Annotated in this window: 16 protein-coding genes; 10 read left to right on the forward strand and 6 right to left on the reverse strand. The window is 62.5% G+C overall.

Annotated features, from left to right (window positions below):
* The first annotated feature begins 204 nt into the window (after window positions 1-204).
* From ispG to AC04SI_RS07080, 3 genes are all read left to right on the forward strand, one after another.
* Window positions 205-1,458 (forward strand): flavodoxin-dependent (E)-4-hydroxy-3-methylbut-2-enyl-diphosphate synthase, encoded by a 1,254-nt coding sequence (gene ispG, locus AC04SI_RS07070; RefSeq protein WP_481837546.1) that lies wholly within the window; start codon window positions 205-207, stop codon window positions 1,456-1,458.
* A gap of 166 nt (window positions 1,459-1,624) precedes the next feature.
* Window positions 1,625-2,461, forward strand: coding sequence for a lytic transglycosylase domain-containing protein (locus AC04SI_RS07075; RefSeq protein ID WP_488474062.1), 837 nt, complete (start codon window positions 1,625-1,627; stop codon window positions 2,459-2,461).
* A gap of 38 nt (window positions 2,462-2,499) precedes the next feature.
* Window positions 2,500-3,042: a chloramphenicol phosphotransferase CPT family protein gene (locus AC04SI_RS07080; protein ID WP_488474037.1), complete on the forward strand. Its 543-nt coding sequence runs from the start codon at window positions 2,500-2,502 to the stop codon at window positions 3,040-3,042.
* A 53-nt stretch (window positions 3,043-3,095) separates the two neighbouring features.
* Here the strand turns inward: AC04SI_RS07080 and AC04SI_RS07085 are convergent, their stop codons facing one another.
* Window positions 3,096-5,438 carry a response regulator gene (locus AC04SI_RS07085; protein ID WP_488474038.1) on the reverse strand — a complete coding sequence of 781 codons (2,343 nt, stop codon included), beginning with the start codon at window positions 5,436-5,438 and terminating at the stop codon, window positions 3,096-3,098.
* Window positions 5,439-5,582: 144 nt separating this feature from the next.
* Window positions 5,583-6,326 carry a hypothetical protein gene (locus AC04SI_RS07090; RefSeq protein ID WP_488474039.1) on the reverse strand — a complete coding sequence of 248 codons (744 nt, stop codon included), beginning with the start codon at window positions 6,324-6,326 and terminating at the stop codon, window positions 5,583-5,585.
* Between the two features lie 169 nt (window positions 6,327-6,495).
* Between AC04SI_RS07090 and AC04SI_RS07095 the strand changes: the two genes are divergently transcribed.
* Window positions 6,496-7,176 carry a TetR/AcrR family transcriptional regulator gene (locus AC04SI_RS07095; protein WP_404283061.1) on the forward strand — a complete coding sequence of 227 codons (681 nt, stop codon included), beginning with the start codon at window positions 6,496-6,498 and terminating at the stop codon, window positions 7,174-7,176.
* A 22-nt stretch (window positions 7,177-7,198) separates the two neighbouring features.
* Here AC04SI_RS07095 and AC04SI_RS07100 read toward each other — a convergent pair whose 3' ends face one another.
* Window positions 7,199-8,116: a polyprenyl synthetase family protein gene (locus AC04SI_RS07100; protein ID WP_404283062.1), complete on the reverse strand. Its 918-nt coding sequence runs from the start codon at window positions 8,114-8,116 to the stop codon at window positions 7,199-7,201.
* Window positions 8,117-8,245: 129 nt separating this feature from the next.
* Here AC04SI_RS07100 and AC04SI_RS07105 point away from each other — a divergent pair, with 129 nt between their 5' ends.
* The 4 genes from AC04SI_RS07105 to AC04SI_RS07120 all read left to right on the forward strand — a co-directional run bounded on the left by AC04SI_RS07105 (window position 8,246) and on the right by AC04SI_RS07120 (window position 11,043).
* Window positions 8,246-8,953 (forward strand): transglycosylase domain-containing protein, encoded by a 708-nt coding sequence (locus tag AC04SI_RS07105; RefSeq protein WP_404283121.1) that lies wholly within the window; start codon window positions 8,246-8,248, stop codon window positions 8,951-8,953.
* A gap of 152 nt (window positions 8,954-9,105) precedes the next feature.
* Entirely contained in the window at window positions 9,106-9,288 is a 183-nt protein-coding gene (gene rpmF / locus AC04SI_RS07110; protein ID WP_006203806.1) for a 50S ribosomal protein L32, read from the forward strand.
* A 155-nt stretch (window positions 9,289-9,443) separates the two neighbouring features.
* The gene (locus tag AC04SI_RS07115; protein WP_488474040.1) at window positions 9,444-10,385 is read left to right on the forward strand and encodes a phosphoribosylaminoimidazolesuccinocarboxamide synthase; all 942 of its coding nucleotides are present in this window, start codon (window positions 9,444-9,446) and stop codon (window positions 10,383-10,385) included.
* Window positions 10,386-10,641: 256 nt separating this feature from the next.
* Window positions 10,642-11,043: a hypothetical protein gene (locus tag AC04SI_RS07120; RefSeq protein ID WP_120013490.1), complete on the forward strand. Its 402-nt coding sequence runs from the start codon at window positions 10,642-10,644 to the stop codon at window positions 11,041-11,043.
* 14 nt (window positions 11,044-11,057) lie between these two features.
* On the opposite strand, the gene AC04SI_RS07125 is transcribed toward AC04SI_RS07120, so the two are convergent.
* The 3 genes from AC04SI_RS07125 to AC04SI_RS07135 form a co-directional block, all read right to left on the reverse strand.
* A complete protein-coding gene (locus AC04SI_RS07125; protein WP_192182136.1) occupies window positions 11,058-11,489 on the reverse strand; it encodes a GlcG/HbpS family heme-binding protein in 432 nt (143 codons plus the stop codon).
* 189 nt (window positions 11,490-11,678) lie between these two features.
* Window positions 11,679-11,912, reverse strand: a complete 234-nt coding sequence (locus AC04SI_RS07130; protein WP_192182137.1) for a hypothetical protein — start codon at window positions 11,910-11,912, stop codon at window positions 11,679-11,681.
* Between the two features lie 79 nt (window positions 11,913-11,991).
* The gene (locus tag AC04SI_RS07135) at window positions 11,992-12,513 is read right to left on the reverse strand and encodes a winged helix-turn-helix transcriptional regulator (protein ID WP_404283066.1); all 522 of its coding nucleotides are present in this window, start codon (window positions 12,511-12,513) and stop codon (window positions 11,992-11,994) included.
* A 100-nt stretch (window positions 12,514-12,613) separates the two neighbouring features.
* On the opposite strand from AC04SI_RS07135, the gene AC04SI_RS07140 reads away from it, so the two are divergent.
* Entirely contained in the window at window positions 12,614-13,450 is an 837-nt protein-coding gene (locus AC04SI_RS07140) for an alpha/beta fold hydrolase (RefSeq protein ID WP_404283068.1), read from the forward strand.
* A gap of 191 nt (window positions 13,451-13,641) precedes the next feature.
* Window positions 13,642-14,298 carry a glutathione S-transferase family protein gene (locus AC04SI_RS07145; RefSeq protein ID WP_404283069.1) on the forward strand — a complete coding sequence of 219 codons (657 nt, stop codon included), beginning with the start codon at window positions 13,642-13,644 and terminating at the stop codon, window positions 14,296-14,298.
* Window positions 14,299-14,320 lie beyond the last annotated feature (22 nt).

Here is a 14,320-nt window from a genome sequence, read left to right on the forward strand (position 1 = left end):
TCATGCCGCCGGTGTTGGTGGTTTGTTCTGAAATCCAATATCCCACTGTTGTCGTCACCGGCGAAGCCGGAATGCGACTCTCGTGAACGCCAGGCTTTCTTGGCCTCCCGGCGATTTGCCGCGACTGCTTGCCGCTTGCCATTGACAAGCCATCTTTGCTCCTCCACCTCATGCCCGGACCTTCTAGATAAGAGGCGGCCGGCCATGACCGGGTATTTTTCCTCTCCTTTCCCGCGCCGCACGTCGGTCGGCGTCGACGTCGGCGGCGTCATCGTCGGCGGCGGTGCGCCTGTCGTCGTGCAGTCGATGACCAATACCGACACGGCCGATATCGACCAGACCGTGGCGCAAGTTGCAGCGCTGCATCGTGCCGGCTCCGAGATCGTGCGCATCACCGTCGACCGCGACGAGAGTGCCGCCGCCGTGCCGGCCATCCGTGACCGGCTCCAGCGGCTCGGCATCAACGTGCCGCTGGTCGGCGATTTCCACTATATCGGCCACAAGCTCTTGGCCGATCATCCCGCTTGCGCCGAGGCGCTGGCCAAATACCGCATCAATCCCGGCAATGTCGGTTTCAAGGACAAGAAAGACCGCCAGTTCGCGGCGATCGTCGAGATGGCGATCAAATACGACAAGCCGGTGCGTATCGGCGTCAACTGGGGCTCGCTCGACCAGGAACTGCTGACCCGTCTGATGGACGAAAACCAGGCGCAAGGCTTTCCGCTCACCGCCCAGGAAGTCACCCGTGAGGCGATCGTGCAGTCGGCGATCCTGTCGGCCGAGATGGCCGAGGAGATCGGCCTTGGCCGCGACAAGATAATCCTGTCGGCCAAGGTCAGCGGCGTGCAGGACCTGATCGCCGTCTACACCGAACTCGCCACCCGCTCCAACCACGCGCTGCATCTCGGCCTGACAGAGGCGGGCATGGGCTCGAAAGGCATTGTCGCCTCGTCCGCCGCGATGGGCATCCTGCTGCAGCAAGGCATCGGCGACACGATCCGCATCTCGCTGACGCCGGAGCCGAATGGCGATCGCACGCGCGAGGTGCAGGTGTCGCAGGAATTGCTGCAGACCATGGGCTTCCGGCAGTTCGTGCCGATCGTTGCCGCATGCCCCGGCTGCGGCCGCACGACGTCGACCGTGTTCCAGGAACTGGCGCAGAACATCCAGGCCGACCTCAGGAAGAACATGCCTGTCTGGCGAGAGAAATATCCAGGCGTCGAGAACCTCAAAGTCGCGGTGATGGGCTGCATCGTCAACGGGCCGGGCGAATCCAAGCATGCCGATATCGGCATATCGCTGCCAGGCACCGGCGAGACGCCGACGGCGCCGGTGTTCGTCGACGGCAAGAAGGCGGCGACGCTGCGCGGCCCTTCGATCGCAGCGGATTTCGAGAAGATGGTCGCCGACTATATCGAGCAGCGGTTCGGGCGCCACGGCAAGGCCGCGGCGGAATGAGCCCATGCCGAAAATCCACTCCGGCGGCCACCTGAAGGCGTCTTCTGCGCTTCCAGTGCTCACGGACCGGATGTCCGCTCCGCGCCGGTTCTCGAAGCCACTATCATCTGGCTCACCGGAGCGATTTTCAACACGGGCTCAGCGTTTGGCGCACGTCGTTGCGCTTATTGTTTCCTTGGTCTCTCTTTGGCTTCTGTGGGGCAACACGGCTTACGCCGATCCGCCGCAATCCGCGGCCAAGAGATTGATCAACCGGGTCTGCGACCTGATCGAGGCGCATGCCAACCAGAACGGCCTGCCCAAGGACTTCTTCGCTCGGCTGATCTGGAAGGAAAGCCGCTTCGATCCGAATGCGGTGAGCCCCGTCGGAGCGGAAGGCATCGCCCAGTTCATGCCGGGAACCGCCAAGATGCGAGGGTTGGCCAATTCCTTCGACGTCGAGCAGGCGATCCCGGCTTCGGCCAAATATCTCGCCGAGATGAAGGTCGGCTTTGGCAATCTTGGCCTGGCGGCGGCTGCCTACAATGCCGGCGAGAACCGTGTGTCGCGCTGGCTGAGTTCCGGCGGCTTCCTGCCGATGGAGACCGAGAGCTACGTCTTCGACATCATGGGTGAACCCGCCGACAAGTTCACCGACACCACCTATGCCGGCACCATCCAGCCGCTCGACAAGAAAATGAGCTTCGCCGTCGCTTGCCGCAAACTGCCGGTGATCATGTCGAGAACCGTGGCGATGGCCTCGATCAACGTCAAGCCATGGGGCGTCCAGGTGGCTGGAAATTTCCGCCGGGGTGCTGCGATCAATCAATGGCTGCGGGTGAGGGGCCGGTTTCCGGCCCTGCTCTCCGGCCATGATCCGGTCGTCAGCCGGGTGCGCACGCCGATCGGGCGCCGCGGTATCTATGCGGTCCGCATCGGTGTCGACAATCGCGCCGCCGCCAACGTCATTTGCCAGAAACTGCAAAGCGTCGGCGGCGCCTGTATCGTGGTGCGGAACCGGTAGGTCGTGGATCGCAAATCCTGGCTAGAAGGGGTTCTGACGTGACAGCCAAAATTGTCCTGCTCAACGGCGTCGGCAGCGCCGGCAAGAGTTCGATCGCCAGGGCGCTGCAGACGATCACCGCCGAGCCCTTCCTGCATGTGCAGATGGACGCCTTTTTGGAGATGCTGCCCGAGGCGCTGCAGGACCATGCGCAAGGCTTCGCCTTCGAAACACTATTGCAGGACGGCAAGCCGTCCGTCGTCATCCAGGCAGGTCCGGTCGGCCGGCGCGCGATGCAAGGCAGCACGCCGTTGCCGCCATGGCCGGGCAGGGCAACAACCTCATCGTCGATGACGTGCTCTGCGACGAGATGTCGGAGTATCAGGCGCTGCTGTCCGGCTTCGATCCACGTGGTCGGCGTCTTCGCGCCGCTGGCCGTGCTCGAGGCGCGGGAGGCCCAGCGTGCCGACAGGCTGCCTGGCCTGGCGCGCTGGCAATACGACCGTGCCCACAAGGGCAACCGCTACGATCTCGAGATCGACACCAGCTTACTCTCGCCGCTCGAATGCGCCCGTCGCATCCAACAGGAATTTCGGCTATAGGCGGTCATGAAATTGGCCGAGGGGTTGCCCGTCTGAGGCATCGATAGAGGTGGCTAAGCCGTCTTCGCCACCACTGTCTCGCTGAGCCAAGTGCCGATCTTGGTGCCGAGGCGGTCGGGGGAGACCGGCTTCGGCAGATAGTCGTCCATGCCGGCTTCGATGCATTTTTCGCGATCGCCCTTCAGTGCGTGCGCGGTGACGCCGATGATCGGCGTATGGCCGCCGCTCTGCTGCTCGATCGCGCGGATGGCGCCGGTTGCCTCGTAGCCGTTCATCTCCGGCATCGAGACGTCCATCAGGATCAGCTTCGGTCGCAACGCCCGGTACATCTCGACCGCGGTGCGGCCGTTGCCGGCGATACGATAGCTCAGTCCCAACCCGCTGAGGATCTGGCCGAACACCAGCTGGTTCACGTCATTGTCCTCGGCGATGAGGATGTCGATTGGACCATTGGCTGCCGTGGCCGACTCCGGCGCGGCTGGCGCCGGGATTGCCGGGCCGCGGATGATGGTGAAGGCGGGTGCGGCCGCTGGTGTCGCCTGCGGCGCGGCCGGCTCGCGAACGAAGCGCGCCTTGCCGACCTGGGCGCGGGCCTTCTGGATGACCGAGATGACGGTGCCGAGCAGGATGGCCGAGCGCGCCGGCTTGGTCAGATACGCGGCGATGCCGAAATCGATGACCATCTTGCCGAAATCGACCTGGTCGACCGAGGTCAAGAGCACGACTGGAATGGCGGCAAGGCGGCTGTCGGCGGCAATCGCCCTGGCGACGTCGGCGCCGTTCATGCCGGGCATCTGGTAGTCGAGGATGATGCAATCCACCGACGCGCCGAGTTGAGTGGCGCGGTCGAGGAAGGCCAGGCCGACGGCACCGCTTTCGGCGGCGGCGCAATCGAAGCTCCAGCTTTTCAGCTGCTCGAGCAGGATCTCGCGGTTGACAGGATTGTCGTCGATGACCAGCACGCGGGCACCGGTAACATCGACCGGCACGATCTCATCGCGCGCGGCCTGCTGGTGCGCCGGCAGCGGCACGGCAAACCAGAAGACGGAGCCGCGGCCGATCTCGCTTTCGACGCCGATCTTGCCGCCCATCAGATCGACAAGGCGGGCGGCAATCGCCAGGCCGAGCCCGGTGCCTTCATGGCGGCGCGTCGAGGAACCGTCGACCTGCGCGAATTTCTCGAACACGTTCTGCAGCTTCTCGGCCGGGATGCCGATGCCGGTGTCCTCGACGCGGACCTTGAGCTGGATGACGCCGTCGACCACGTCGCCGCCGACATCGACCAGCACATGGCCCTTTTCGGTGAACTTGACCGCATTGCCGAGCAGATTGGTGATGATCTGCCGGAAGCGGCCGGCGTCGCCGACGACGAAGGAGGGCAGGCGCGGATCGACGCGCACGATCAACTCGAGGTTCTTTTCGGCGACGCGCGCCGACACCAGCGTCGCCACGTCCTCGACCGCCTCGGACAGGCGGAAGGGCGCGGGGTCGAGCGTCAGCTGGCCGGCGTTGATCTTGGAGAAATCGAGGATGTCGTTGATGATGGTGAGCAGCGCATTGCCGGATTTGACGATGACGTCAGTAAACGTCTTCTGGCGCGAGGTCAGGTCGGTCTTGGCCAGCAGCTCGGCCATGCCCAGCACGCCATTCATCGGCGTGCGGATCTCATGGCTCATATTGGCCAGGAATTCGGATTTGGCGCGATCTGCGGCCTCGGCCTTGAACAGCGACTCTGCGGATTCGGCGAAGGCACGGCGGATCGCCTTTTCCATCGGTCGAAAGACCCACATGGCGACAATGGCAAGGACGGCGAACAACAGGCCGCTCGCCCACAACAGCAGCCTGTCGCTCGAAGCGTCCGCCAGATGGCGTTCGGCATCCATGGCGGTGCGGACGCGGACCAGCATCGGCTGGGCAAACAGGTCGTTCTGATTGCGGATTTCGCGATAGCTCCATTCATCGACCTTCTGCGCCACCGACATCAGGTTGAAGTTGCGCACCATGTCGCGCGCCGACCAGAACAGGTCCCCGTTCACGGACGCGGAATCGAGCTCGTTGAGGGTGTCTTTCGAAAGCCGTGATTTTATAGCGGCCAGCTGGGCCGTCAGGGTCGCGATCTCGCCGGCCAGTCGCTCGGAGTGGCCTCGGGCCGACGCCACCAGCCCGTCGCGGGTTTCGGCCCGCCAGGCGGTGCCGGTGGTCTCGGCGAAATTGGTGGCGTTGCGCAGGTCGCGGCCGAAGATGACGAAATTGCTGCTGAGGGCATCGACGTCGTGACGGAAGGAATTGACGCGGTTGAGCGCGAACATGACCGCGGCGGAGGCCAGCGCGAAGATCAGCAATCCCGACAGATAACGGACCCGGATCGACCGGATGAAGGAAGAGTATTCCGGCATGCGCAACCCCAACACATACGCATCATTATTATGGTCGGGATTACGCTTGATTTACATTAAAATTTCGTTCGTGCGGGGCCGTCGATGTCGCGGCTGCACGTCAATGAATGACGGCTTTTGATCCTATGCCGCCGCGACAGTAATCTACCGGGCGATAGGTGCATCAATTCTGAGCAGTTGGGTCGTTACCCTTTCACGCCAGAACTCGTCGATAGCGCTCGCGCGTACCCACAGCCATCCGGCAAGCCAGGCGATCGCTATCGCAAGAACCACCAAGCCTAGATCAAGAGCCCACTCCGGCACGAACGCACGAAGCGCGATAGGCACTGCGCCAATGAAATAGAGAGCGAGCGGAATGCGCGACACGCCTCTTCCAACGGCAAGAGAGATTACGAACGCGAGCGTCCCAATTAGAAAAAGCAACGAACTGATGACCAAGACCAGGCCGAGCGGTCCGGCTCGAAGGTCGATGATGGTCGTCAGCGGAAGCTTCGAAAATACGAGATTGATCACCACCTCCACACCTTCCAAACTTGCCAGTGCAACGAAGTTGATGACAAACGCGATAGTGCCGAATAGGCCCGCGCGCCGGCCAAACGCAAGAAACAAGCCTATGACGAGGCCAAGCGCCAATATCTCGGCGAGTGGCGCGAGAAGTTGCGTTAGATCGGTGGTTGGGATGAGCGAACTCCGTTTAGCCGCGTTGACCAAAAGAATAAGCGCGCTTCCCACCCCGGCGACGGCGGCAAGCCGATAGAGCGTGACGCCGGGCACAGCGGCGTTCGACAGAACGGTTCGGAAATTCTCCTTGTGCTGGGGTTCTTCGGCCGCACCCCGGGGCGATGTGAACGAATGCGGACGGCGAGGTTCGGCGTTTCTGGCGAGCATGTTCGTTCCTCCATCTGGGCATTTGGCAGCCGCGAAGACCGCTGGCCTGTTCCGTCCCATCTGTAATCACTGCTTACATCCTCATGCCGAGATTGTAAACAGTGATTACATGATTTGCGGCAGCATGATATAGAGGCGAGATGCAGCTCTACTGAACGAAGGGAACGAGATGCCAAAAGCCGAGACGCCTCGCCGTACTGGTTACCACCATGGCAATCTGCGGGAGGTGCTGATCGATGCCGCGGTTCAACTTGTCGAGGAGGGCGGCCCTGACAATGTGAGCGTGCGCGAAGCCGCAAAGCGGGCGGGTGTTTCTCCCGGCGCGCCCTTCCGTCATTTCGCCAACAAGACCGCATTGATGACGGCTGTCGCAGAGCAGGCAATGAGCCGGTTCCGCTCGGAGATTACCATTGCAGTCGAGAGCGTAGCGACGGACGACCCCATTGAGCGCTTTGCCGCAGTTGGGATCGCCTATCTGCGCTGGGCAATTCGAAATCCCACCCATTTCCAGGTCATCTCGACGCGGAGTCTTATCGATTGGGATAGTTCGGAGTCGCTGCGTCACGATAACGAAGCGGTGCGTGCGTTGGTAGAACGGTCGATGGTAGAGGCGCAGCGACGAAACATGCTCCGGTCAAACGACATAGCAGAGACCCAGATAGCCGCGAGGGCGCTTGTCTACGGGCTCGCACGCATGTGCATTGACGGGCACTTTGCGCAATGGGCAGTGGCCGGGCATACCGCGGAGCAAACTGCGCAGGACGTATTAAACCACTTCGTGACACTCATTGGAAACGACGAGCCAAAAACAGCCAAGAAGGTGAATCTCACCTTGGAGAACCCGGACTAAGCGCATCCAGTTGGTCGCAACTTCAGTTGTTGCGCGTCGCCACGAATTTTGCCGCTTCCTTCAGCAGCACTGCCTGTTCGCCGTAAGGCTCCAGCAGCGCATGTGCTTGGCCGACGAGGCCGTTGAGCTGGCTGCGCGCCCAGCCGGCGCCGTGCAGCGCCACCAGCGTCGCCTTGCCGGCGGCAGCGTCCTTGCCGGTCGCCTTGCCCATCTGGTGCGCGTCCGCCGTCAGGTCGAGCAGGTCGTCGGCAAGCTGGAAGGCAAGCCCGATCGCCGAGCCGAATTCGGCCAGTCTTTCGCGGTCCTCTTGTGCCGCACCGCCGATGATGGCGCCTGCCTCGCAGGCGAAGCGGATCAGCGCGCCGGTCTTCATTGCCTGCAGCCGGATAATGCCGGCCTCGTCCGGCCTGCTGCGCTCGGCCTCGAGGTCGAGCGTCTGGCCGCCGACCATGCCGCCGGCGCCGGCGGCGCGGGCAAGCGCCAGCACCAGGGCTGCCCTGCGCTCCGCCGGCAGCATCGTTGCCTCATCGGCCAGGATGTCGAAGGCGAGCGTCAGAAGCGCGTCGCCCGCAAGGATCGCGGTGGCGTCGTCGAAGGCCTTGTGCACGGTCGGCTGGCCACGGCGCAGATCGTCATCGTCCATGGCCGGCAAATCGTCATGGATCAGCGAATAGCAATGCACGCATTCGAGCGCGGCTGCGACGCGCAATGCTGCCTCGCCGTCGGCGGAGAAAAGTGCTGCGCTTTCCATGACCAGGAAAGGACGGAGCCGCTTGCCGCCATTCAGCACGCCGTGACGCATGGCCGCCATCAGCCGCTCCGGCCGGGCGATCTCGCCCGAAAGCGTGCGGGCGTCGAGGAGCTGCCTCAACATAGCCTCAAGCGGGGCCACCCGCGCGGAAAGCACGATTTCGAAGCCCATTTGGTCGTCTTTCGTCATGGCCGGGAGCGGTAGCCGACACTCAGACATTGCGCAAGAAGCCTCTCGCCATTATGCCGGAGCAGCTGATAGCGCAGGTGGGGCGGCTTGACGGAACCGATCGTCGATCATGAAACCGAAGGGCTGGACATGGCGCGACCGAGGCGCTTGAACCGCGCCGGTCTCGAGCGCCTGGGCCGGCGTGGCATCGTCGTGGCTGCCGTGCTGGCCCTGATACCCGTGGTGCTGACCTTCCTCTATCTGCCGTCCTTCGTGCATCCGGTGTCGACGCTGATGCTGAAGGATCTGGCGACGTTCTCCGGTTATGACCGGCGCTGGGTCTCGATCGACGACGTGTCGCCGGTGCTGGCCAATTCGGTGATCATGTCGGAGGACGGGCAGTTCTGCTTCCATCGCGGCGTCGATCTCGGTGAATTGCGCGGCGTCGTCGACGATGCGCTGGCCGGCGAAGCGACGCGCGGCGCCTCGACCATCACCATGCAGACGGTGAAGAACCTCTATCTGTGGTCGAAGCCGCTGGGCACTGTGCGCAAGGTGGTGGAGCTGCCCTTGGCCGTCTATTTCGACGCGGTGATGTCGAAGCGGCGCATCATGGAGATCTATCTCAACATCGCCGAGTGGGGGCCGGGCATCTATGGCATCGAGGCCGCCGCCCAGCACCATTTCGGCGTTTCGGCAAAACGGCTGTCGCGCCGGCAGGCGGCATTGCTTGCCGTCACCTTGCCCAACCCGATCGCCCGCAACCCGGCCAAGCCCGGGCCGGGGCTGAGGCGGCTGGCGGCTTTAATCGAGCGGCGCGCGGGCAGGTCGGGTGCTTATGTCGGCTGCCTAGATTAGAGGCTTTGTTTCGGCCTAAAAAAATTCTCGGTAGTGCTGGCCAAAACGGCGCAGGGCGTGTATAGGCACCCGACTTTCTCAGATTCCGGCCCCTGACGCGGCCCTTTCACGAGGGCAGCCGGGGCATTTTGACCATCTAGTGGAGCATATCCATGGCCGTTCCGAAACGAAAAACCTCTCCGTCCAAGCGCGGCATGCGCCGCTCGGCCGACGCCCTCAAGGCCCCGACCTATGTCGAGGACAAGAATTCCGGCGAAATGCGCCGTCCGCACCATATCGACCTGAAGACCGGCATGTATCGCGGCCGCCAGGTTCTGGAGCCGAAGGAAAGCTGAGAAGCTTTTTCACGGTTTTGCGCCTATCAAAAGACCGGCCAATGGCCGGTCTTTTTGCATTGTCGGGCAAGCCTAACCCTTCGCGCTTGATATGCTGAGGGTCGAGGGCTTATGCGATGATGGAATCCACCAATCTTCGGAAGGCAGGAGATCCGATGCGCACTCTGTCCGATGCCTTCATTCCCGAATTGCCGGGCCACTACAGGGGCAAGGTCCGCGAGAACTACGACCTGCCGGACGGCAGGCGCATCATCATCGCCACCGACCGGGTCAGCGCCTTCGACATCATCCTGACCTCGATCCCGCTCAAGGGAGAGATCCTGACCCAGATTGCACGGTACTGGTTCGAGGAAACCGCCGATATCTGTCCGAACCATGTTCTGGAATACCCCGACCCAAACGTCGTCATTGGCACCCGGCTCGATATTCTGCCGGTCGAGATCGTCGTGCGCGGTTATCTGGCGGGAACCACCAGCACCTCGATATTGACCAAGTACCGGAAGGGTGAGCGGGACCTGTATGGCATCAGCCGGCCTGATGGCTTGCGTGACAACGAAAAACTGGCTGAGGCGATCATCACGCCGACGAGCAAGGCCTTGGACGGTGCTCATGATGAGCCTCTGTCCAAGGCCGAAATCATCGAACAGGGCCTTCTCACGCAGGCGCAGTGGGATACCGTATCGAACTACGCCTTGCAGTTGTTCGCCAGGGGCCAGGCGCGCGCCGCCGAACGCGGCCTGATCCTCGCCGATACGAAATACGAATTCGGCACCGACAAGAACGGCACCATAATTCTTGCCGACGAAATCCATACGCCGGACAGCAGCCGGTACTGGATCGCGGCGAGCTACGAAGGGGCCTTCGAAAGCGGCAATCGTCCGGAGAGTTTCGACAAGGACTTCATCAGGTCGTGGGTCTCGGCGCGGTGCGATCCTTATAGGGATTCGATACCGAAGATACCGGACGAGGTCGTAAGCCAGGCTTCGCGCGTCTACGCGCAGGCCTATGAGGCAATCACCGGCAAGAAATTCCTTCCCGACACCTCCGGCCACACCGTGTTGGATCGCATCCGCTCGAACCTTGAGCGTTATTTTTGACGACCAGGTGAGCCCCCTTCGGGTACCGCAACGTGGTAGCCCGGTTGCTGCTGACGCCGTTGTTTCGGACGGTCTTTGTCCGTGTTCGCTACGCGCGCGAAAAATCTTGACGACAATGGCCCGGGCGCTGCTAGTGAGAGATCAGAGCGCGCCGTATCTGAGCGGCACTGTGCGGCGCACCTCGAGTTGTTGTTTCCGTGCGTATCGCTGTCTGAAGCCCGCCTTTGGGCGACACGCACCCAACCGGAGACCCGCAATGTTCGGTGCCATTCCGCTGCTGATCGTGCCCTTCGTGCTCTACAATCTCGGACTTCTCGGAATCTTCGGCAGCGGCGACGACCCGTGGGCAACCGAGATGTTCTCGATCGGCATGATGTCGGGCGGGGTGTTCTCGATGACGCTTGGCGACCTGATGGTGCTGATCGCGCTGGTCTTCCTGTTCGCCGAAATGGTGAAGTCGGTGCGCACGACGAATGCCTCGATCCTGGATCATCTCTTGTCGACGCTGGTCTTCGTGGCGTTCCTGGTCGAGTTCCTGCTGGTGAAGGGCGCGGCGCATTCCGTCTTCTTCACGCTGATGGTGATTGCGCTGTTCGATGTACTGGCCGGCTTCTCGGTGTCGATGCGCTCGGCAAGCCGGGATATCAACTTGAATTAAGGGCTCGGTGCGCCTCAGCCCGGGTCGGCGGTGAAGCCGGCTGCTTCGATGCCGGCGATTGCGGCTGCCTCATCATTGTCCGACGTGTCGCCGGAAATGCCGACCGCGCCGATGACGGTGCCTGACTTGTCGCGGATCAGCACGCCGCCGACAACGGGCAGCACGCGGCCGCCCGATACGTCCGAGATGCCGGCGACGAGATGCGGCCGCTCCTTGGCGAAGGCCTCGACGCGGCGCGAGCCCATGCCGATCGCCAGTGCTCCATAGGCCTTGCCAGCCGACATTTGCGGACGCAGGAACGAGGCGCCGTCCTGGCGCTGGAAGGCGACAAGATGGGCGCCGGCATCGAGGACCGATACGCCCAGCGGCTTGAGCTTGAGCTCCGCACCTTTGGCGAAGGCGGCGCCGATGATCTCGATGGCTTTGGCGAGCGTCAGTGCGGTCATGGCAATCTCCTGTTGAAACGCGTCAATCATCGACCGGCCGCAGGAGATGCGAAATCCCGATTGCGGTTGAAATTGCTTCGCGTGAAAAGGCGAAACGGAAGGCGAGGCCACCATGGAACGAGCCGGCGACCGGCACGCGCCCGATATGGCATCGCCGTGCGGCTACTTACAGACTGCTGGTGAAGAAGGCTATTTTTTCTTGGCCCGCGCCGGTTTTTTGGCCGGAGCAGCTGCCGCATTGGCGAGGTCTTCGGCTTCCTTGGCCAGGCGCAGCGCCCTCAGCTTGTTGGTCTTGGCCTGGCGGGCGTCGCTCTCAGCGACATACTCAGCCATCGCCTTCTGGCGGACCGTGGCCGCTTCTTCCTGCTTCTTGAAACGCAAATCAGCCCGTGCGCGGGCGGTATCCTTAGAGTTCTCGACCAAGAGCGTTGTCCAATCCCATAAATTATTGCTTTCAGGTCCTTGATAGCAGAGCCGGCCCGCAATTGCGAAAATAAGTTGGTCAGGCCGGGTTGCGCACGGCACCGAGCGCCTTGCGCGCGACCACGGCCTCATACCCGGCCTGCAAGATTGCGCGCACGGTGGGGCCCGCTGCGCGGGCGGGGGCGCCGAGATGCTCGTGGCGCAAATCGTCCATGAAGTGCTCCCACATCGGTGGGCCGCCTTTCTCCAGAAGCTCGGCGCGGATCGAGAGTTCCTCAGTGACCGGCAGCCAGACACGGCCCCAGGCGCCGAGATGCGCCAGGATAGGCACCAGCGAGATCGCCATCTCGGTCAGGCTATAGATTGCCTTCTGCTTGTGGGAGGGATCGTCGGCCTTGGTCAGCATGCCCAACTCCATCAGCCGCTTCAGCCGGTCGGCAAGGATGTTGGAAGCGATGCCCTCGATCGACCCGTTGAGCAGTTCGCGGAAATGGCGCCTGCCGCCGAAGATCATGTCGCGCAGGATGATCAGGCTCCAGCGGTCGCCAAACACTTCGAGCGACAGGTTGATCGGACATCCGGACCGGTGGTCGGTGCTCATGCGAGTCTCCAGCAAAAACTGGTTGCATTATCTTATCGGTCTTATTATCGTGCAACTGATTGCAAAATGCAATCGGATTTGAATGCGATGGAGGAGAAGCATGAGCAGGAACGAGCAACCCGAAATCGTATCGCAGACGTTTGGCGATCCGGCGCATCCGGCGGTGCTGCTGATCATGGGCGCCATGGCTTCCATGCTCTGGTGGCCGGAGGCGTTCTGCCGGAAGCTCGCCGATGCGGGCCGCTTCGTGATCCGCTACGACAATCGCGATACCGGGCTGTCGACCAAATATACGCCGGGCGAGCCGCCCTACACGTTCGACGACATGGCCGATGATGCCATCCGCGTGCTCGACGATCATGGTGTTGAGAGCGCGCATGTCGTCGGCATGTCGATGGGCGGCATGATCGCGCAGCTTGTGGCGCTGAAACACCCATGGCGCGTCACGACGCTCACGGTCGTCAGCAGTTCGCCGATGGGCGTGGACACGTCCCGTCTGCCCGGAACGACCGATGCCTATCGGGAGCATTCGGCCGAAGGCGCGAAGGTCGATTGGGCGGATCGTGACCAGGTGATAGGCTTCGTGGTCAGTGACGCGCGCGCCATCGCCGGCATTGCGCATCCGTTCGACGAGAAACGGACGAGAGCGTTCGTCGAGCAAGACTACGACCGCTCCGGTGGCCTTTTGAGCGCGACCAACCACTTCATGCTTCAAGGTGGTGAGGACTGGAAGGGCCGCTTGCATAACATGAAGGCTCCGCTCCTCGTCATCCACGGCACGGCGGACCCGATCTTCCCGGTCGAGCATGGCGCCGCTCTTTCCGAGGCGGTCGCTGGTGCAAGGCTGGTGCGGATCGAAGGCGGCGGCCACGAACTGCATCCCGATGACTGGCCGGAAATCGTCGCCGCCATCGCGACGCATAGCCAGGCAGGCTGAGCGCGGTCACTGTCAGGTCGGACTTGCGGCGATAGGTAAGCACGTGCCTCACTATTGAAATCGATGACCAGAGCGGTTCACCGTTTCACGGAAACGCAGAACCGCTCTATCCTTTTTGTTTTGACGCAATTCCGGACGGAAAACCGCTACACACTTTTCCTGGAATTGCCTAAGAAAGAAGCGAGCAGACAATGTCTCTGACCATGCATCTCCACCCGCTGGCGTCCTTCTGCTGGAAGCCGCTCATCGCGCTCTACGAGAACGGCACGCCGTTCAACTCCGTCATCGTCGATCTCGGCAACGAGCAGTCGCGTGCCGCCTTCCTGAAGCTGTCGCCCGCCGGCAAGATGCCGGTGCTGCAGGACGAGGCGCTTGGCCATACGGTGCCGGAATCGACCATCGTCATCGAATACCTCAACGCGCATTACCCCGGACCGGTCGACCTGATCCCGGCCGATATCGATCTTGCCCGTCAGGTTCGCCTGGCCGATCGCTTCTACGATTTCTATGTCCAGGAGCCGATGCAGAAGGTCGTCGGCGACCGCCTGCGGCCGGAAGGCAACACCGATCCGTTCGGCGTCGAGCAGGCCCGCGCCCAGCTGCGTGGCTCCTACGCCATCATCGAAAGGGAGATGCAGTCGCGGACATGGGCGGTGGGCGATGCCTTCACCATGGCCGACTGCGCCGCGGCGCCGGCCTTGTTCTATGCCAACAAGGTCGAGCCGTTCGGCGACAACTACCCGGCAGTAAAGCGCTACCACGACCGCCTGCTCGCGCGGCCGTCGGTGGCCCGCGTGATCGAGGAAGCGCAGCCCTATTTCAAGCTGTTTCCCTACAACAACGGTTAGCGCCGATCGCCGAAATCTGGCC

This window comes from Mesorhizobium sp. CNPSo 4689 (assembly GCF_057784325.1).